The 17,765-nt window shown below is 55.3% G+C and carries 16 protein-coding genes, 1 tRNA gene and 1 other RNA gene; 13 read left to right on the top strand and 5 right to left on the bottom strand.

The features are described from left to right. The first annotated feature begins 153 nt into the window (after positions 1 to 153). The 5 genes from hisB (at position 154) to HNR65_RS13555 (ending at position 5,484) form a co-directional block, all read left to right on the top strand. On the top strand, positions 154 to 741 hold the full coding sequence (gene hisB / locus HNR65_RS13575; protein ID WP_181552055.1) for an imidazoleglycerol-phosphate dehydratase HisB: 588 nt from the start codon (positions 154 to 156) through the stop codon (positions 739 to 741). Between the two features lie 33 nt (positions 742 to 774). Then, on the top strand, positions 775 to 1,506 hold the full coding sequence (gene hisA, locus HNR65_RS13570; RefSeq protein WP_181552054.1) for a 1-(5-phosphoribosyl)-5-[(5-phosphoribosylamino)methylideneamino]imidazole-4-carboxamide isomerase: 732 nt from the start codon (positions 775 to 777) through the stop codon (positions 1,504 to 1,506). A gap of 157 nt (positions 1,507 to 1,663) precedes the next feature. Further along, positions 1,664 to 3,481, top strand: a complete 1,818-nt coding sequence (gene dnaG / locus HNR65_RS13565) for a DNA primase (RefSeq protein ID WP_181552053.1) — start codon at positions 1,664 to 1,666, stop codon at positions 3,479 to 3,481. A gap of 58 nt (positions 3,482 to 3,539) precedes the next feature. Then, entirely contained in the window at positions 3,540 to 5,312 is a 1,773-nt protein-coding gene (rpoD, locus tag HNR65_RS13560; protein WP_181552052.1) for an RNA polymerase sigma factor RpoD, read from the top strand. 96 nt (positions 5,313 to 5,408) lie between these two features. Next, positions 5,409 to 5,484: transfer RNA gene (locus HNR65_RS13555), tRNA-Ile, on the top strand. Positions 5,485 to 5,572: 88 nt separating this feature from the next. On the opposite strand, the gene HNR65_RS13550 is transcribed toward HNR65_RS13555, so the two are convergent. The 3 genes from HNR65_RS13550 to HNR65_RS13540 form a co-directional block, all read right to left on the bottom strand. Then, a complete protein-coding gene (locus HNR65_RS13550; RefSeq protein WP_181552051.1) occupies positions 5,573 to 6,478 on the bottom strand; it encodes a DMT family transporter in 906 nt (301 codons plus the stop codon). Between the two features lie 68 nt (positions 6,479 to 6,546). Further along, on the bottom strand, positions 6,547 to 7,881 hold the full coding sequence (locus HNR65_RS13545; RefSeq protein WP_181552050.1) for a YihY/virulence factor BrkB family protein: 1,335 nt from the start codon (positions 7,879 to 7,881) through the stop codon (positions 6,547 to 6,549). A gap of 232 nt (positions 7,882 to 8,113) precedes the next feature. Next, a complete protein-coding gene (locus tag HNR65_RS13540) occupies positions 8,114 to 8,656 on the bottom strand; it encodes a flavodoxin family protein (RefSeq protein ID WP_181552049.1) in 543 nt (180 codons plus the stop codon). 586 nt (positions 8,657 to 9,242) lie between these two features. Between HNR65_RS13540 and HNR65_RS13535 the strand changes: the two genes are divergently transcribed. The 8 genes from HNR65_RS13535 (at position 9,243) to HNR65_RS13500 (ending at position 16,124) form a co-directional block, all read left to right on the top strand. Further along, positions 9,243 to 10,355 (top strand): Nif3-like dinuclear metal center hexameric protein, encoded by a 1,113-nt coding sequence (locus HNR65_RS13535; protein ID WP_181552048.1) that lies wholly within the window; start codon positions 9,243 to 9,245, stop codon positions 10,353 to 10,355. A gap of 45 nt (positions 10,356 to 10,400) precedes the next feature. Continuing rightward, positions 10,401 to 11,114, top strand: a complete 714-nt coding sequence (locus tag HNR65_RS13530) for a zinc ribbon domain-containing protein (protein WP_181552047.1) — start codon at positions 10,401 to 10,403, stop codon at positions 11,112 to 11,114. A 13-nt stretch (positions 11,115 to 11,127) separates the two neighbouring features. After that, positions 11,128 to 11,516, top strand: an RNA gene (gene rnpB / locus HNR65_RS13525) — RNase P RNA component class A. Between the two features lie 49 nt (positions 11,517 to 11,565). Further along, positions 11,566 to 12,324, top strand: a complete 759-nt coding sequence (locus HNR65_RS13520) for an ABC transporter ATP-binding protein (RefSeq protein WP_181552046.1) — start codon at positions 11,566 to 11,568, stop codon at positions 12,322 to 12,324. Then, a complete protein-coding gene (locus tag HNR65_RS13515; RefSeq protein WP_181552045.1) occupies positions 12,312 to 13,511 on the top strand; it encodes a SufB/SufD family protein in 1,200 nt (399 codons plus the stop codon). Before HNR65_RS13520 ends, HNR65_RS13515 begins: the two co-directional genes overlap by 13 nt. Positions 13,512 to 13,520: 9 nt before the next feature. After that, positions 13,521 to 14,840: an HPr family phosphocarrier protein gene (locus tag HNR65_RS13510; RefSeq protein ID WP_181552044.1), complete on the top strand. Its 1,320-nt coding sequence runs from the start codon at positions 13,521 to 13,523 to the stop codon at positions 14,838 to 14,840. Between the two features lie 16 nt (positions 14,841 to 14,856). Then, a complete protein-coding gene (gene ispD, locus HNR65_RS13505) occupies positions 14,857 to 15,579 on the top strand; it encodes a 2-C-methyl-D-erythritol 4-phosphate cytidylyltransferase (RefSeq protein WP_220128396.1) in 723 nt (240 codons plus the stop codon). Next, positions 15,576 to 16,124: a nitroreductase family protein gene (locus tag HNR65_RS13500; RefSeq protein ID WP_181552043.1), complete on the top strand. Its 549-nt coding sequence runs from the start codon at positions 15,576 to 15,578 to the stop codon at positions 16,122 to 16,124. Before ispD ends, HNR65_RS13500 begins: the two co-directional genes overlap by 4 nt. A gap of 6 nt (positions 16,125 to 16,130) precedes the next feature. Here HNR65_RS13500 and HNR65_RS13495 read toward each other — a convergent pair whose 3' ends face one another. Both HNR65_RS13495 and HNR65_RS13490 read right to left on the bottom strand, forming a co-directional pair. Continuing rightward, a complete protein-coding gene (locus HNR65_RS13495) occupies positions 16,131 to 16,778 on the bottom strand; it encodes an ABC-type transport auxiliary lipoprotein family protein (RefSeq protein WP_181552042.1) in 648 nt (215 codons plus the stop codon). Between the two features lie 34 nt (positions 16,779 to 16,812). Continuing rightward, a complete protein-coding gene (locus HNR65_RS13490; RefSeq protein ID WP_181552041.1) occupies positions 16,813 to 17,745 on the bottom strand; it encodes an MlaD family protein in 933 nt (310 codons plus the stop codon). Positions 17,746 to 17,765 lie beyond the last annotated feature (20 nt).

The following is a 17,765-nucleotide window of genomic DNA, read 5'->3' as shown; positions in this document are numbered from 1 at the left end:
TAAAACCATTTCCGAATGCCCGTCTGCATGGATCCTGTTTTATCTGCAACACAATCTGCCACCTTCCCGTTCCCGGCACGCAAAATCGGCGACTCTGCGGTATGCAGTCAGGGGTGATACCGGAAGACGGATTGCACAAAGGACAAACAAAATATGGCCCGAACCGCGGAAGCTGAGCGCAGCACCAAAGAAACCCGGATTTCTGCCAAAATCGACATTGACGGAAGCGGTAAACACGACATTGATACCGGCATTGCCTTTTTCGATCATATGCTGACGCTGTTTGCTGTCCACGGCCTGTTTGATCTCCATGTCCACGCCAGGGGCGATATTGATGTGGATTTTCATCACACCGTGGAGGATGCCGGCATTGTGCTCGGCGATGTGATCTGCCGGGCCCTTGGGGACAAAACGGGTATTGTGCGCTACGGATTTGCCGCAACACCCATGGATGACGCCCTTTGCCAGGCAGTGGTGGATCTCTCGGGCCGGCCCTATCTGGTCTATGACCTGCCCGCAGGGCTGTATCCGGACTCGGATTTTTCTCCTCAGCTGGCAAAGGAATTTTTCCGGGCCCTGGTTAATGCCGTGGGCATGAATCTCCATATCCGGGTGCCCTACGGGGAAAACAACCACCATATCACTGAATCGGTTTTCAAATCCGTGGGCCGGGCCATGGACCAGGCCACATCTTATGACCCGCGGATTGCCGGAGTCCAGTCCACCAAGGGAACATTGTAGCGCCGCTGTTTCGGATTTGAGGAGTTGGGTAAAATGATTGTTATACCGGCAATTGACATCAAGGGCGGACGATGCGTGCGCCTGCTGCAGGGGCGAATGGATCAGGAAACCGTGTTTTCAGACGATCCCCCGGCCATGGCGGTGCGCTGGATTGACCAGGGCGCCCGACTCATTCATGTTGTGGATCTTGACGGGGCGATTGAAAAAAGCCCCAAAAATCTTGCGGCTATCGAGCAGATCACATCAGCCGCGGGATCTGTGCCCATCCAGGTGGGCGGCGGTATCCGGGATCTGGATACCATCGGCATGTATCTGGACCAGGGTGTGGACCGGGTGGTGATCGGCAGTGCGGCCATTTATGATCCCGATCTGGTCAGACAGGCCTGCCGGGATTTTCCGGGCCGGATCGTGGTGGGCATTGATGCCAGAAACGGCAAGGTGGCCATAGAGGGCTGGACACAGACCACCGAGGTTTCCGCCATTGAACTGGGGCGGCAGTTTGAGGATTCCGGGGTGGCGGCCATCAATTTTACCGATATCGAGCGCGACGGCATGCAGACCGGTCCCAATATTGAGGCGATCCGGGAGTTTGCCAGGGCTGTGGGCATACCCGTGGTGGCCTCGGGCGGTGTTTCCTGCATGGATGACATCCGGAACCTTTCCAAACTGGCAGAGGACGGAGTCTCGGGCATTATCACGGGCCGTGCCCTGTATGACGGCCGGCTGGATTTGCGCGAGGCAGCAGCGTTTCTTGATGCCCTGTAACAAACATGTCCGGCAGCGCGGGGTTTGCCCGGTGCCGGGGCTGAAAATCAATTTGACAATCCCGTGTCAAATCCTTATTTTCATTTAAATTTGGGTACATGCCCAATCCTGCCCGAATATGTCTTTGGCATACAGCCTGTATCGGAGGTAGCATCGGTTGGCGTTGTATATATCAGATGAAAAGCTTGCCGAAATCCGCAACGCCGGGGAAATCGTGGATGTGATATCCGCACGGGTGTTTCTGAAAAAGGCGGGAAAGGACTATGCCGGCCTGTGCCCGTTTCATGCGGAAAAGACCCCGTCGTTTACCGTCAGTCCGGAAAAGCAGATTTTTCACTGTTTTGGCTGCGGAGTCGGGGGAGATGTATTTACTTTTCTGATGAAATACGACGGCATCAGCTTTCCCGAAGCCGTGGAAGCCGTGGCCCGGCAATACGGCGTGAGCCTGCCCGCCCCGGACATGTCGGAAAAACAGCGGCAGGAAGCATCCCAAAGAGAGCAGCTGCTGGGGCTAAACCGCAGGGTTATGGAATTTTATCAGGAGATGCTCCTGAAAAACCCCCGGGGCAGGGGTGCCAGAAGTTACCTTGAAAAGCGGGGAATGGATCCGGAGATTCTCAGACAGTTTGGAATCGGCTTTGCCCCCCCGGGCTGGGACAACCTTATCGGGTTTTTGCGCAAAAACCGCTTTTCCCTTTCTCTTGCGGAAAAAGCCGGACTGATTGTGCCCAGAAAACAGCAGAACGGGTACTATGACCGGTTCAGAAACCGGGTGATCTTTCCCATCCGGGACGTGACCGGCCAGGTGGTGGCGTTCGGGGGGCGTGTCATGGATGAGGCCCTGCCCAAGTATTTAAACTCCCCGGAAAGCCCGGTATATCACAAACGCAGCACCCTTTACGGCCTGCACGCGGCCAGGTCCGCCTGCAGAAGCCGGGGCCGGGTTTACATCGTTGAAGGCTATTTTGATCTGCTGGCCATGCATCAGCACGGCCTGACCAATTCTGTTGCCACCCTGGGCACGTCTTTGACCCGGGATCATATTCGCAGGCTCAGCCGGGCTGCCGGGTCCGGGGACAAGAAAGCCTATCTGGTGTTTGACTCGGATGCCGCCGGGGTCAATGCTGCCAAGCGAACCATCGGCGCCTTTCTTGAAGAAGGCATGGAGGCGGCCGTGATTTTGCTGCCCCCGGGTCATGACCCGGATTCCTATTTGTTTGATCAGGGGGCGGAAGCCTTTGACCGGCTGGCGCAAAAGGCTCCGACCCTGTTTGGATTTTTGATCGAAAACGCGGTTTCCGCCCACGGGCTGGCTTTAGAGGGAAAGGTGAAAATCATTACGGAAATGGCACCGGTGCTTGCCGAAATTCAGGATGCCGTGGCCCGGTCGGTCTATATTCAGCACCTGGCTGAAACCATCGGTGTGGATGAGGCCGCGGTGCTTGAAAAAGTGCGTCAGCAGCAGCCGTCTTTGAGCAATCGCGCCCGCGGCGGTTCAGGACAACCGTCTGCTCCGGCTTCGAATTCCGGGGATTCTGCAGGCGCGGCACCTGAAGCCCGCAGGCAGCCGACAGACCGCCTGGAAATGAAGGTGGTGGCCATGATGATCCAGCATCCTGAGATGATTGCCGAAGTGGAGCAAAACCGGATCCTGGAGCAGTTTGAGGATTCCCGGATGCAGGAACTGGGCCGACAGGTCGGCCGGGTGATCGGCCTGGAGGGTAAGACCGCTTCAGATCTGCTCGGACACCTTGAAGATGAACAACACCGGCAGATGGTGACCTCCATGATGATGGAAGAGGCCTGCTGGGCGGAGCAGAGCTGCCGGCTGCTCTTGTCTCAATTCACCAATTGCAAGCAGCGCCGGAAAAATGATCTGCTTGACCGCATCCGGGCCGCTGAGCAAAACAATGATCAGCAGCTGCTGCTCAAGCTGTTGAGCGAAAAACAGAAACAGGCCGCCGGCCGGCATTAACCAATGCCGGCCGCAGGGTCTTGTTATAATGATTAAAATACCAGGAGGCTTGGGATTTATGGCAAAACGGTCCGCAAAAAAAGGGGACGAATCCAAAGAAGTCCAGAAGGAAAAAGTCAACCAGCTGATTTCCAAGGGAAAGGAGCAGGGTTATCTGACCTATGAACAGATCAGCGAGGTGCTTCCCGAGGAAATGATGTCCCCGGAGCAGATCGATGAAACACTCATGTGGTTTGACGACCTGGATATCGAGGTGGTGGAGAAAAAAAAGCAGCGCCTGTCCTCGGAGACCAAAAAAGAGGGCGAAGGAACCGTTGCCGACACCGAGGAAGTCGATGAAACAGCCAAATTCCGGTCGGTCAATGATCCGGTGAAGATGTATCTGCGGGAAATGGGCATGGTGACCCTGCTGTCGCGGGAAGGTGAAATCGAAATCGCCAAAAAGATTGAGTTTGGCGAGCAGGAAGTTTTAAAGGCCATGCTCGAAACCACCCTGGGCGTTGACAGCATCATTAACCTCGGCGATCAGATCGCCGCGGGCACGTTGCGGCCCAAGCATGTGCTGCGCGATATCGACGAGGGCGATACCATCGTGGACGAATCGCTTCAGATCGAAAAATTTCTTGAAACCATTGATCAGATCAAAAGCATTGATGCGGAAAATCAGCAGCTGCGGGACCGGATTTTCCATGAATCCATGGATTCTGACGAGCAGCGCCGGGTTATGCGCTCCATCCGCCGCCGAAACCGCAAGATTTTTGATTTGTTTAAGGATTGGCGCCTGGAAAGTGATGTGATCGAGGAGATTGAGCGCAAGATTTACGAGCAGGTGGAATGGTTTGACACCACTCACAAGGTGTTCTGCGAGTGTGCCGCCGCCTTTGACGCGCCAATTTCCGAGGTTCGCCAGCGCCTGGAAAAGGAAAAGGGATTTGTCAGGTGGGGGTGCGCCTGCTCGGTCTATGCCAGCGGGGAAGTGGCCCAGCTGTTTGAGGACTTGAAAAAACTGCACACTCAGACTGAAATGCGCGAACGCGAGATCAAGGCCTCGGCCCGGAGCCTGAAACGGATCATGGCCCGGATCGAAGACGGCCACCAGCGGGCAAAGGACGCCAAAGGCGAGCTGGTCCAGGCCAATTTGCGGCTGGTGGTCAGCATTGCCAAAAAATACACCAACCGCGGCCTGCAGTTTTTGGATCTCATCCAGGAGGGCAACATCGGGCTGATGAAGGCGGTGGACAAGTTTGAATACCGGCGGGGCTACAAGTTTTCCACCTATGCCACATGGTGGATCCGCCAGGCCATTACCCGGGCCATTGCCGACCAGGCACGCACCATCCGGATTCCGGTGCACATGATCGAGACCATCAACAAGCTCATCCGGACTTCCCGCTACCTGGTCCAGGAAATGGGCCGGGAGCCCTCGCCCGAGGAAATCGCCGAGAAAATGGAAGTGCCCATTGACAAGGTGCGCAAGGTGCTGCGCATTGCAAGGGAGCCCATTTCCTTAGAAACGCCCATTGGCGAGGAAGACGACAGTCATCTGGGCGATTTTATCGAGGACAAGACCTTTATGTCGCCTTCAGAGGCGGCCATTAACCTCAATTTGTCCGAGCAGACCCGCAAGGTGCTGGCCACCCTGACCCCGCGGGAGGAAAAAGTCCTGCGCATGCGCTTTGGCATTGGTGAAAAATCAGACCATACCTTAGAAGAGGTGGGCAACGATTTTGACGTGACCCGGGAGCGCATCCGGCAGATCGAGGCCAAAGCCCTGCGCAAGCTGCGGCACCCCACCCGGAGCCGCAAGCTCAAGTATTTTATCGAGTCCTGAAGCAAAAACCCCGGCAAAGGTTTCCAATAAGGCCTTGACAAAAAGCAGGCGAGCCGGTAGGTAAACAAAGCCTTTTTGGGAGCAATAAAGAAAAAGGGGCCCATAGCTCAGCTGGAAGAGCCACCGGCTCATAACCGGTCGGTCCCAGGTTCGAATCCTGGTGGGCCCACCACAAGACAATTTCATAAAGTTTCAAATAAACCCAAAACCCCGGAACCCATAACGGTTACGGGGTTTTTTGTGCGTTGCGGTACAGGCTTTTATGCCTGATACCGCTTTTTCATCGCCCTCAAACCGGTGCCGCTCAAAATGGCAAGGCCTGAGAAAATCAGTATCATGCCGGTGATTTCCCAGAAAATGGGGACTTCTTCCAACACCAGCCAGGCGCAGAGCACGCCCAGGGCCGGGGTGGCAAGGGTGCCCAGGCCGGCGATTCCGGCAGGCATTTCCTGGAGAGCGAAAAACCACAGGGACCAGGCCACTGCTGTGGCAAATACCGCGTTGTAAACCACCGCACCGATAAAAAAAGGCGTCCACACAATGGGTTCCGGCTCCAGCAGCAGAGCGATCAAAAGCAGGGGCAGGGCGCCGATCACCAGCTGCCAGGCATTTAATGCAAAAAGATCCACCTGCACCATACTGCGCAGGTATTTGTTCCAGGCGCCGGCCAGAGCCCATGAAAATCCGGCCAGCATCGCCAGAAAGGAACTCAACAGGCCGGCCTGCTGCTGCCATGGATGAAACAGGCATATAAGGCCGGCAAATGCAATGCCCACGGCAATCCATTGCCATCTGTGCATTTTTTCGCCAAAAAGAGGGGCGGCCAGGACAAGGAGCCAGAACGGCATGGTATAAACCAGTACAGCGGTTTTGCCTGCGCCGCCGGCAACCAGGGCCCAGGTGGAAAAGCCGAAAAACCCGGTGGTCTGGAGCAGACCCAGCAGTACAGCCCCCCAAAACGATCCGGGGGATAACGGGCGCTTTAACCCTGCAGTGATCAGAAACAGGCCGGCGCCTGCAATCAGGGCGCGGATCATGCCGAAAGTAAACGGCCCGCTAAAGGCCAGGGCCTGCTTGACCACCACCCAGTTATACCCCCAGATCAGGGACAGGATTGCCAGGCCGATAACCGGCAGCCATTTTCGGGCAACAATTTTGTCGCGCATTGCCATAACCGTGTCGTTTTCAGCCAAAATCCGTAAATACAGGCATCCGGAACAGAGGCATATTTCGGTTAGATTTCCTTGAGGGGTTTGTTGGCCGGGCATTGCCGGATGGTTGTGCGAAATTGTTCCAGGGCTTCGGACAGGGCGGTCAGAGAATCTGTTTTTCCCACCGGGATCCAACTGGTTCCCTTTTGCTCCATGGCCTCTATGACAAATGCCACAGTAAAATCGTTTATGTCGCGGGCCGGCTGGTAGGCGGTTTCTTTTTCATCCTCTGATGCGGTTGAAGATACCAGGCCGCATTGGCAAAGCTCGGAGATGATTTCTTCAACCAGACGGATGGGGATATCCAGGTTGCGGGAGATGGCCCGAAGGGTCATGGGGTTTTGGCCGCGGGCAAATTGCGTGACCAGCAGGTGGGCCACCTGCAGGCTCATCAGCTTTCGAAATGACGGGCTGATGTTTTTCCTGTCCGGGTCAAATTCATAGTCCTCCACATTCTGGTGCGCACACGACAATTCCGCCCCGAACAAAACAATGAGCCAGCTGAGCTGCAGCCAGATCAAAAACAGCGGCAATGCGGCAAAGCTGCCGTAAATGGCGTTATACTGGGCCACGCCCAGCTGGAAGACAATATAGAACTTCTGCACAATGACAAAAAGGCTTCCGGCCACCACACCGGCGATCAGGCCGGATGCGTAATTGATTTTTGCGTTGGGCATAAAGATGTATAAAAAGGCAAACAGGATCCAGACAAGACAATAGGGAATTAATCCGATCAAAAGGCTGATCAGCGGGGAGAATACGCCCAGCAGCGCGATCTGCTGGGTGATCCGGTGAATCTGGGTGGCCACCATGACCGTGACGCTGCTTGACATGATCAGCAGAACCGGGGCAATGAGCATAATGGAGAGATAATCGCTGAATCTTCTGCCAAGGGAGCGGGCCGATTTGATTCGCCAGATATCATTTAGCGATTTTTCAATGTGACCCAGCACCCGTATAACCGCCCAGAGCAAAACCGCCACGCCCACGCCGGCAATCAGGCCGCCTTTTGTGTTTTCCAGCATGTTGCGGGAAAATTCGATTACCTGGGCAATTACCTGTTCCTGGCCGCTGAAATTTTCCAGCAGCTGCTCTTCAAGGCGGTTCTGGAAGCCAAAGCCCTTGGCGATGGCAAAGGCCATGGCCACCACGGGAACAATGGAGAGCAACGTGTAAAAGGTCAGTGCCGAAGCCCGGAGCGGACATCTGTCCTCGATGAATTCTTTTACGGCAATGATGACAACCAACAGGTTTTGAATCAGCAGGCGCCTGCCGCGGCTCAGATCCCTGAACCGGATTTTCCAGATATCTTCATGGACAAAAGCGGCAGCCGCACTTACCCATACTGGTTTTTTCATCTGCAGGGCCTCCCGGGTCGGGCTTTTTGTAAACGGGCAACGAACTGATGGTTTTTACAGACCAGTATATCGTGAATACGGCGTTTGTCAATTTTGATGGCGCTGTAAAAGTCCAATATCTGCGTTACGCGCGATTTCTCAGAATTTCACGTACGGATAAGTACGCTGCATTCTTCGAAATCGCGCAAGCCTTGATCTTGAACTTTTACGACGCCATCTGAAAACCGACTTTTTACACCTGCAGGATGCCTTTTGTCTTTTCGGCCACTTCGTTTAAGTCGCTGGCATCGGGCCGGCCCCGGATATCGCCCATTCGGCCGGCTTCCGAGAATTTCTGCATTTTTTCCGGCACGTACTGACCGGGCACATACCATTCAGCCAGGATGGTAAAGCCCAGGTGGTCAAAAAGCTGGCCCATGTATTTGACCGCGGGGATGGCTTCGTTGATCCCGGTATGCACACCGCCGTAGGTGCAGTAGATCACGGCGCTTTTGCCGGGCCGTTTGGGAGAGGCCGGCTTGATATCCCCGTTTTCGGCATGTTGGCGCCGCAGGCGGCCAAACAGCTCCTGCATGGATTTTCCCGGTAGCCATTCATAAACCCCGGAGCCGGCAAACACCATGTCATAATCCAGCACGTTGATGTCGGCCTGGGTGTTTTTGTCCACTTTCACCGAGTCCACTTGGTGGCCGGCATCCTGCAGGGTGTTGTCAATGGTTTCGGCAACCTTGCGCGTGTTGCCGGTGGAAGTGTAGTAGAGATGAAGGATCTTCATAACCTTTGCAACTCCTTTGGGTCTTGTGTTGAAAACAGAAAGGCAATGCTTCGTCCGTATATAAAGGCAACATCACCAAATACGTCATAAACATAATCAAAAATATGCAAATGTCAAAACATCCGGTCACTTACCTGCAGGCGGAAAAGATGTTCGGACTGTTTTGTTCACAGCAATGGCCGGCTTTTTTCACCAAAGCCAATCGTTATGGTTTAAATTCATGGACTGGCAAGTTGACAAGTTGGCGGTGATATGCCATAGCAGTCCATCAGAGAAGAAAAAACCGGAAGATGCGGGCGGCCATATCATAAGCACGGCAATGACATATCAATACCGAGATAACAGGACAAAAAGGCGTGGGTGCAAGGACCTCCACGCCTTTTTTTGTCTGAAATCTGATGGCGCTGTAAAACTCCAATATCTGCGTTACGCGCAATTTCTCAGAATTTCACGTACGGCTAAGTACACTGCATTCTTCGAAATTGTGCAAGCCTTGATCTTGAACTGTTTACGGCGCCATCTGAAATCAAACTTTTTACGGTGCCATCAAATCGGCAAAACCCAATTTTTGTGAAAGGTCGTGGAAATGAAGGTATCTGATGTCATCAAAATAATGGCTGACATGGCGCCGCCGCATTTGGCCGAAGACTGGGACAATTCCGGGCTTCAGTTCGGCAGTCCGGCCTGGGATGTCAAAAATGTTTTCGTGGCCCTGGAGCCGTCTTTAGAGGCCGTCCATGCGGCTGTCAGGGCCGGGGCGGATATGTTGATTACCCACCATCCCCTGATTTTCAAGCCTTTGTCCGCCATTGACACAGACAGCCCGACAGGTGCCGTCATCGAAACCGCCGCAAGAAACCGCCTGGCTGTTTTTGCCGCCCATACCAATCTTGACAGTGCTGCAGGGGGCGTCAATGATGTGCTGTGCGAAAAAATCGGGCTGGCGGACCTGTCCGTGCTGTGCCCGGCGTCCGGGCCCCGGCAGTACAAGGTGGTGGTGTTTGTGCCCGAAGACCACACGGCAAAGATGATTGATGCTGTGTGCCAAAGCCCGGCCGGCCGTATCGGCAATTATTCCTGCTGTACGTTCCGCAGCCCCGGAACAGGCACATTCGTGCCCGGGCCCGGGGCGGATCCCTACGACGGGGTGATTGGCGAACTCTCCGAGGCCTCTGAAGTGCGGATGGAAACCGTGGTGGAAAAGGCGGACCTGGAAGCGGTGATTGCGCATTTAAAGGCCCACCACCCTTACGAGACCATGGCATACGATCTCTATCCCCTGGAGCCGGAAACAGCCGGCCAGGGTCTGGGCCGTATCGGCAGGGTCATGCCGCAAATGACCCTTGGTGAACTGGCCCGGGATTTAAAAAAACGCCTGGAACTGCCGTGGGTGCGTTTTTCCGGGCCTGCTGATTTTTCCGTGGAAAGTGCGGCCGTGTGCTCGGGAAGCGGCGGCGGCCTGCTTGCAGCGTTTTTTGCTAGCCCGGCACAGGTGCTGATCACCGGGGACTTAAGGTATCATGACGCAATTGATGCCGTGCAAAGGGGGCGGGGCTTGATTGACATCGGCCATTTTGCCTCCGAGCATATTGTGGTTGACGTGATCTGCTCCCGGATCCGGGATGCGGTCCATGCGGCCGGCGGGTCTGTTGATGTAAACGTCTTTGACCGGGAGGCTGATCCTTTTGTCCACGTGTGAGGGGGCCTGCCGAAAAATACAAACCCTATGAAAGCCGGGTAAATTATGCTATCGATCAGCAAACCGCAGCTGGAGCTGCTCATTGAACTGCAGGAAAACGAACGCGAAGCCGGCCGGGTGCAGGCGGAAATCGACGCCATGCCCGACAAAATGGCCGCCCTTGAATCCGGGCTCCAGGCATGGACCCAGGAGATTGAAACCAGAAAGGCGCATGTGGAAGCCCTGAAAAAGGATTACCGGGCTTATGAGGGCGAACTGGAGACCAACCAGGCCAGGATCAAAAAACGCCAGGTCCAGCTCAACTCAGTGAAGACCAACCGGGAATACCAGGGGATGTTAAAGGAAATCGACGATATCCGTGCGGCCAGTTCCCGGATCGAGGATGCCAGCCTGCAGTGCCTGGACGATCTGGAGGCTGCGGAAAAGCAATTGGAGGAAAAAAACAGGGCTTTTGCCGCAGAAAAAGAGCGCATCGATGGGGAAAAGCAGCAGCTGGCGGAGCAGACCCAACAACTGCGGCAACAGATGCAACATCTGCAGGAAAAAGCAGCAGAGCTTGCAGCCGGTCTGGATTCGGATTTGGTGGCCCAGTACCGGCAGGTCAAGCAGCGTTGCGCCGGCATTGGCCTGGTGCCGGTGGAAAATGCGGTATGCAAGGGGTGTCATTTAAATGTTCCGCCCCAGTTGTATAATGAACTGCATCGTGGAAATGAGCTGCGGATGTGTCCGCATTGCCATCGGTTGATTTATGTTTTATAATGGATTTGCGGTCGGCGTCAGCCAGACGATCGCCGGCGGGCCGCGCGCCTGCCGGAGGAAAGTCCGAACACCACAGGGCAGGGTGCTCCATAACGTGGAGTCGCGGCAACGCGAAGGAAAGTGCAACAGAGAGCAGACCGCCCCACACCTTTTATTGGGTGCGGGGTAAGGGTGAAACGGTGCGGTAAGAGCGCACCAGTTCCCCGGGCGACCGGGGAAGCTTGGTAAACCCCACCCGGTGCAAGACCGAATAGGGGAGCGTTTGAGGGCGGCCCGCCTGATGCTCCCGGGTAGGTCGCAGGAGGTGCCGGGCAACCGGCATCCACAGATGAATGATCGTCGTCCCAAACCGGGGCAACCCGGTTTGAGGGAACAGAATTCGGCTTATGGACGGCGCCGGCCGCAATTTTTTCTGCGCAATTTGTCTGCATGGATACATGAGAGGATGGTTATGTTAAAAATCGAAGATCTGGTGGTGGAGGTTGAGGGCCGCACCATTTTAAACCGAATCAGCCTGGAGATTCCCGAGGGAGAAACCCATATTCTGTTCGGACCCAACGGGTCGGGCAAATCCACCCTGATGATGACCATCATGGGCTTTTCCGGCTACCAGGTGAAAAGCGGGCATATCTGGTTTAAGGGCGAGGATATCACCCGCATGCCCATCCACGAAAGGGCGCGGCTGGGAATCGGCGTGGCCTTTCAGCGGCCGCCGGCCATAAACGGACTCAAAACCCGGGACGTGGTCTCCCTGTGTGCGGGGCAACGGTCCGCCAATGTGGAGGAGCTGGCCCAAAAGGCCAATTTCACGGATTTTCTGGATCGGGATCTGAACCTGAACTTTTCCGGCGGTGAGATGAAACGCTCTGAAATGCTGCAGCTCATGGCTCAGGGTCCGGATCTGGTGCTGCTCGATGAGCCCGAGTCCGGCGTGGACCTGGAAAATGTGGTGCTGCTCGGCGAGATTATCAATGAACTGCTCGGCCGGGGCGTGCGCCAGCGGGAAAAGGAGAGCCCCATTGCCCACCGCGAGAAAAAGAGCAAATCCGCCCTTGTGATCACCCATACCGGCCACATTTTAAACTATATCACCGCAGACAAGGGACATGTGCTGTATAACGGCGTGTTGTGCTGTGCCAGAAACGCCCGGGAAATTCTGCAATGGATCCGCGAATACGGTTATGAGGAGTGTTTTCGATGCGCGAGCTAGACGGTAAAAACAAGGCAGCAGCCCGGGATGAAAATAACAGCCCCAAGCCCGGATACAAGGATAAGGCAGATCCGCATGCCTATCTGGAACAGCTCGACAATGTGGATCCCGAGGAAGCCAGGCAATGGCTCAATGTGGGTGTGGACATCACCGGGCAGAACCGCTCCGGAACCTTTATTCAAAAAGACTGCTCGGTTCTCCATTCCGGATGCGGGTCCGCAGATGTTGAAATAATGGGTATCAGCCAGGCCCTGCAAACCCACGACTGGCTCAGCGATTACATGTGGCGCCTGGTTTCCCCGGAAAAGGACGATTATACCCGTATGACCCGTGACATACCCCATGAGGGATATTTCATCCGATCGCTTCCCGGGGCGCAGGTTGCCGAGCCGGTCCAGTCCTGCCTGTATATTTCAGAAGAAGGCCTGTCCCAGCATGTGCACAACGTTGTGATTGCAGAGGAAAATTCCAGCATCCATATTATTACCGGCTGCGCCACTGCCGAGCATCTGCGAAGCGGCCTGCACGTGGGGGTTTCTGAATTTTATGTCAAAAAAAACGCCACTCTGCACTTTACCATGATCCATCGCTGGGGTGAGCAGATCGAAGTGCGCCCCCGCACGGGTATCCACGTTGAAGAAGGCGGTACAGTGGTGTCCAATTATGTTTCCCTGCGTCCCGTGGGATCTTTGCAGATGAACCCGGTGACTTACCTGGCCGGCAAAGATTCGGTGGCGCGCTTTAACAGCATCCTTGTGGCCCCGCCCGGATGCGAGCTGGATACGGGCTCAACGGTGATCCTGGAGCACCCCGGGGCCCGGGCGGAAATCATTTCCAGGGCCATTACCACGGGCGGCACCATCATCGCACGGGGCGAGATGGATGCCCGGGCCGAAGGCGTCAAGGGGCATCTGGAATGCAAGGGGTTGATTTTAAAAGAGGGGATCATGCACGCTATTCCGGAACTGGTGGGCCGGGTGCCGGGGGTGGATATGTCCCACGAGGCGGCTGTGGGAAAAATCGACCAGCGGGAAATCGAGTATCTCATGGCCCGGGGGCTTGACGAAGAAACCGCTGTTTCCACCATTGTTCGCGGATTTTTAAATGTGGACATCGAAGGGCTGCCTCCCGGCCTGGCCGAAGAAATCGACCAGGTGGTCAGAGAGACCCAACATGATGCAATATAGGCGGATGTAATGGAAATCGATGCGGCAAACGGGCTTTGTGATCTTTCTTTTGGAGAACGGGTGCGGTTTTATTCCCACAATTACATGCGCTGCCTGATGTTTATCCGTACCTGCACCCGGCCCGAACAATCCTTTACCAAAAGTCTTTATTCAAAATTGATCACCAGCTCCCATCTGCTCGAGGATTTTTTGGACTTTCACGGGGCCAAAAACAACGCAGACTGGTACTATTACCGGGAAATGACTGCGGCAGTGCGGCATCTGAGCCTTGCCGGCTACACCCAGAAGCATGTGTTAAACCGCCTTGTGTTCTACGACATTGACGTCAAGGAAGATTTCCGGGCGTACGGGGAGATCGTGCTTTCATTTATCAACGGGTCTTTGTCCAATCTGGCCCCGGCCATTCTGGAAGAAGCCAGCCGGCTTGGCATTGCCGAACCGGCTGAGGGCGGATATCCGGAAACCAATTTTCCGGGGGTGTCTTCCGGGGAGATGCTGGACTACAATATTTATGATGAGGACAAGGATCAGCAGCGAAATCAGATCGTCCGGGTGGCCAATGAGTTTCTCTCCATTGCCGATGATTTTGACACTTATGAATTCTACGAGGTCTACGACCGCGACGGGTTAAAGGCCCTGGTGCCCGAAAAGGTCAACGAAGTGGAGATCCGGCGCTTTGAGATGCTGGTGCACAACCTGCAGTCCTCGTTTGATTCCTATGTGATCCAGGGCGGATTCCGGTACGGCAACCGGGGGCTGAAGCAGTTCCGTTCCTATTTTTCCGTGATATTCCATCTCCTGCAGATCATGGGCCGGCTCCTGCATTTCTACGAGCGGCATTTGATCGAGGTGGGGTATAAAAACATCTACCGTGTGGTGCGCAGGCAGCTCTGTGAACTTGTTGATCCCGACCGCCTGCTGGACTGCACCATCAATTACGGTCTGTATTACGTGAACCATTATTTTGCCTCCGGTCGGGACGAGGCCAGGGAAATTTTAAAGGAAAACGTGGAAAAGGGCGCCATCCAGGTGCCCATCCCAAAGGATCTGGGGTTTCACTGCCGGCCCAGCCTGCTTGTGGCCAAGGTGGTCCAGCGCTACGGCGGGCAGGTGGATCTGGTGGTGGATGATCATCGCTTTGACGCCAGCAGCGTGCTCGATATCCAGTGGGCCGGGGGCATGATACAGAAGGAGGGCATCAAGGAGGTGAGTTTTGAGGGCGATGTCCGGGCGCTAAAAGACATTGAGGTCCTTGCCGGGGTCAACTACGGCGAAGACCGAATGGGCAAGGGCATCCCGCTTCCCAAAAGCCTGAAATATCTGCGATAGGCTTTGTGATTTGTTTATGAATGCGACCCGGCATATGGCATCAGCCGTGATCGTGGCCGCCGGACGCGGGGTGCGCATGTGTTCTCCGGTTGCCAAGCAGTTTCTTGCGCTCGGGGACATGCCCGTTCTTGCACGCACCCTGCAGGTTTTTGCCGCACATCCCCAGGTCGCCGATATCTGCCTTGTGGTTCCGGAGGCGGATTTTGCGTTTTGCCGCAAATCGGTTCTGCCCCTGGTAGAGAACCAAAAACCCATCAAACTCACGGCCGGGGGCCGAAAGCGGCAGGACTCGGTGCAATGCGGGCTTGCCAGTCTGGACCGGCCTGAAAAAATTGTGGTGATCCACGATGGCGTGCGTCCCTTTGTCACGGCCAAGCTCATTTCCGGCTGTATTGACATGGCGGCTGAAACCGGGGCCTGCATTGCCGGCATTCCGGCCGCAGAAACGCTTAAGCGGGTGGACGCCGGCAACGTGATCGCCCAAACCGTAAACCGGGACGGGATCTGGCTGGCCCAGACCCCCCAGGCCTTTGATTTCCGCCTTATCCAAAAGGCTTTTGAAAAAGCGGCGGCTGACGGATTTCTCGGAACCGATGACGCGTCCCTTGTGGAGCGCATGGGTGTGGGCGTGCGCATCATCGAGGGCAGCCGCGGCAATATCAAGATCACCACACCGGCAGACCTGGAAATGGCTGCCCGGCTTTTAGAAAATCAATCAACAGCGGAGGCCAAACCATGAGCAATGAAGTATTCGATGCCATTTACCAAAGACGTACCGTCCGTAATTTCGAAGATAAACCCGTTTCCGACGACGTGCTCAATTCCGTGCTCGAAGCTGTCAGGTGGGCGCCTTCCTGGGCCAATACCCAGTGCTGGGAGGTGGTGGCGGTAACCGATCCGGAATTAAAGGCCCGGCTGCAGCAGGAGGCCGTGCCCAAGTCCAATCCGGCCCACAAGGCCGTTGGCAGCGCTCCGGTGGTGCTGGCATTGTGCGCCCGCTTAAACGAGGCCGGCTATTACAAAGGGCAGGTGACCACCAAGTTCGGTGACTGGTTTATGTTCGATCTCGGCATTGCCGCCCAGAACCTGTCTCTGGCCGCGCATTCCCTGGGGCTGGGTTCGGTGATCATGGGCCTGTTTGACCAGGACAAGGCCGCAGAAGTGCTCAAGGTGCCGCAAAATCATGAATTGGTAAGCCTGATTCCCATGGGATACCCCTCCAAGGTGCCCTCTGCACCAAAGCGCAAATCCGTGGAAGAATTCTGCCGGCAAAATACGTTCTAGACGAAATTACCGCCTCAGGGCCTTTCGGAGGTCTGCTCCAAGATCTTCCGAAATTTCTGCCAGGGCCTTGCTCATGGCCCTGGCCAGGCCCAGGGGATTGTTTTGGGAAAGGTTCTGTCTGGCCTGGTAGGTTTTTGTCATGATAATGCAGTGCCCGGATTGCCCGCTTCGGGTTACGGACAGGGTCGCTGTGAGTTCCAGCACGGCCTGCCACGGGCTGCGGGTGTCATCTTCGTAAAATGCTTCTATGGTTGCCCAAAGCACATGCGTGGGTGCTTCCAGTCGTTTTTCGGCGCGGGTCACGCTCCGGACCGCCCGTGCTGCCTGAAGATCCCGCATGATCCGGTCACGGACCATTTCTGATGGCTTTGATACCCATTGGTGATAGGCGTATGTTTTTCTGCGCAACTGGTGATCGGCATACACCATGTGCCTGGACCGGTAAGGGGCGGCTGCATCAAAGGCCTGGACGGCCAGCACTGCATCCGGCGCGGTGGTTTTGGTGCCGGCCGTCATTGGCGCAGGATAAGAAAGAACATAGGATTCCACGGGTTTGGGGGGCTCACTGAAACCGGTGCACCCGGGCACCAGCAGGATCGCGAAAATGGCTGCGGCAATGGCCGGCATTTGTCTGGACAAGATGTTTTGCTTCATTTTTTAAGCGCTTTTTTTGTCTGAAAGCCTTTGTTTACTTGGTTTCCGGCCGGATTTCCGGTTCCATCGGTTTTTCCGGAACCGGCCGTCCGTAAAGAATCTGTGAGGGCTGCCGCTCCAACTGGTTGATCAGGCTGTTGATACCCGTTGCCGCCTCACGAAGTTCTTCCATGATATCGGCCATTTGCCGGTCATATTCCCGGATACGGACTTCGGCCCCATCCAGGCTTGCCGAGCCCCGGGCAAACAAGTCGTCTGCGGTTTCCGCAGCCTTTCCCACCTGGTTTACCGCGCTGTCAAACCGGCCGGCGCTGGTGTTGATGGTTGCATCAATTTGGTTGACGGCCTTTCGGGTATCGGTAATGAGTCCGTTGATGTTTTGCAGGCTTTCTTCCGCAGAACTCCGGAGACGGCTCCATCTCTGGGTATCGAGCAGTTGGTTGCTTTTTTCCAGCAACTGACTGAGCTGAACTGAAATGCCTTCCACATCCACTTCCTTGATGCTTCCCAGAATTTCATTGATATCCGATAAAAGTTGTTTCATTTCCGAAGGCCGGGTGGCCACCACCGGATGTTTGGGTTCAAAGTCATACTCCGGAACCGTAACCAGTTTGTCCGGCGCCTGTCTTTCCAGTTCCACAAACATGATGCCGGTAATGCCCACGGATTTGATCTGGGCCACGAGATTGGTTGTATTCCGGAGGGTTTTATCAAGGGTGAACACGATTTCAATGAGCCGTCCGTCCGGGGCCACGTTGATCTGCTCCACCCGGCCCACGTTCACCCCCCGGTATTTGACGGCCGCATCCTGGCTCAAGCCCTGAACGGATTCGTCAAAATAGGCCGTGTATTTATGCCCCTCCTGAAAGTACTGGGCCATGCCCAGCCACAGAATGACCAGGATCACGGCTGTTATGCCGATGATCACAAACAATCCCACCGAGAATTTTGTCCGCACAGACTGCATGCAAATGCTTTCCTGATAAA

Origin of the sequence: Desulfosalsimonas propionicica (assembly GCF_013761005.1) — a bacterium.
Lineage (GTDB): Bacteria > Desulfobacterota > Desulfobacteria > Desulfobacterales > Desulfosalsimonadaceae > Desulfosalsimonas > Desulfosalsimonas propionicica.
Note: the sequence above shows the minus strand (reverse complement) of the source record. Positions and strands in the feature narration are given on the sequence as shown.

Coding starts and splice junctions, on each gene's coding strand:
- hisB (WP_181552055.1), top strand. CDS start 154: ATGGCCCGAACCGCGGAAGCTGAGCGCAGCACCAAAGAAACCCGGATT.
- hisA (WP_181552054.1), top strand. CDS start 775: ATGATTGTTATACCGGCAATTGACATCAAGGGCGGACGATGCGTGCGC.
- rpoD (WP_181552052.1), top strand. CDS start 3,540: ATGGCAAAACGGTCCGCAAAAAAAGGGGACGAATCCAAAGAAGTCCAG.
- HNR65_RS13550 (WP_181552051.1), bottom strand. CDS start 6,478: ATGCGCGACAAAATTGTTGCCCGAAAATGGCTGCCGGTTATCGGCCTG.
- HNR65_RS13545 (WP_181552050.1), bottom strand. CDS start 7,881: ATGAAAAAACCAGTATGGGTAAGTGCGGCTGCCGCTTTTGTCCATGAA.
- HNR65_RS13540 (WP_181552049.1), bottom strand. CDS start 8,656: ATGAAGATCCTTCATCTCTACTACACTTCCACCGGCAACACGCGCAAG.
- HNR65_RS13535 (WP_181552048.1), top strand. CDS start 9,243: ATGAAGGTATCTGATGTCATCAAAATAATGGCTGACATGGCGCCGCCG.
- HNR65_RS13530 (WP_181552047.1), top strand. CDS start 10,401: ATGCTATCGATCAGCAAACCGCAGCTGGAGCTGCTCATTGAACTGCAG.
- HNR65_RS13520 (WP_181552046.1), top strand. CDS start 11,566: ATGTTAAAAATCGAAGATCTGGTGGTGGAGGTTGAGGGCCGCACCATT.
- HNR65_RS13515 (WP_181552045.1), top strand. CDS start 12,312: ATGCGCGAGCTAGACGGTAAAAACAAGGCAGCAGCCCGGGATGAAAAT.
- HNR65_RS13510 (WP_181552044.1), top strand. CDS start 13,521: ATGGAAATCGATGCGGCAAACGGGCTTTGTGATCTTTCTTTTGGAGAA.
- ispD (WP_220128396.1), top strand. CDS start 14,857: ATGAATGCGACCCGGCATATGGCATCAGCCGTGATCGTGGCCGCCGGA.
- HNR65_RS13500 (WP_181552043.1), top strand. CDS start 15,576: ATGAGCAATGAAGTATTCGATGCCATTTACCAAAGACGTACCGTCCGT.
- HNR65_RS13495 (WP_181552042.1), bottom strand. CDS start 16,778: ATGAAGCAAAACATCTTGTCCAGACAAATGCCGGCCATTGCCGCAGCC.
- HNR65_RS13490 (WP_181552041.1), bottom strand. CDS start 17,745: ATGCAGTCTGTGCGGACAAAATTCTCGGTGGGATTGTTTGTGATCATC.